Annotated in this window: 1 protein-coding gene; it reads left to right on the top strand. The window is 59.1% G+C overall.

The window, feature by feature from the left end; translation table 11 throughout:
- Positions 1-258: 258 nt before the first annotated feature.
- Positions 259-433: helix-turn-helix domain-containing protein (locus tag H0241_RS35335; RefSeq protein WP_210284767.1), on the top strand; the 175-nt coding region annotated here is incomplete at its 3' end.

Genomic DNA, 433 nt, shown 5'->3' with positions numbered 1-433 from the left:
AAATGGGCAGATCGCGGAAGTTGAGCGACGACGCCCTGACGCGGACCAGGACTTCACCGCGACCAGGCTTCGGAATTTCGCTCTCTTTGATGATCAGGCTGTCGGGCCCGCCAAAACTGTTGATGTGAAATGAACGCATGGTCTTGCTCCTGGGGCTCGATGCCTTGTGATTTCCGTTTACCGGGAGCATGATTGTTTGATAATCGACCTATATCGGTACAGCCTGTGCAGTCATCCTTCACAATAGATCGAGCGCGCATGGACGGCGTGGTCATGTTTCTGGCCGTTGCCGAACTGCGGGGGTTTCGGGCCGCGGCCACGCGTCTCGGGGTGACGCCGTCCGCCGTCAGCCAGGCAATTCGGAACCTCGAGGCCCGTGTCGGCTCACCGCTTTTTGTGCGCACGACCAGAAGCGTGAACCTGACGGAGGCAG

The organism is Mesorhizobium neociceri (genome assembly GCF_013520985.1).
GTDB classification, from domain to species: domain Bacteria; phylum Pseudomonadota; class Alphaproteobacteria; order Rhizobiales; family Rhizobiaceae; genus Mesorhizobium; species Mesorhizobium neociceri.
This window is presented reverse-complemented; position numbering and strand designations above follow the sequence as displayed.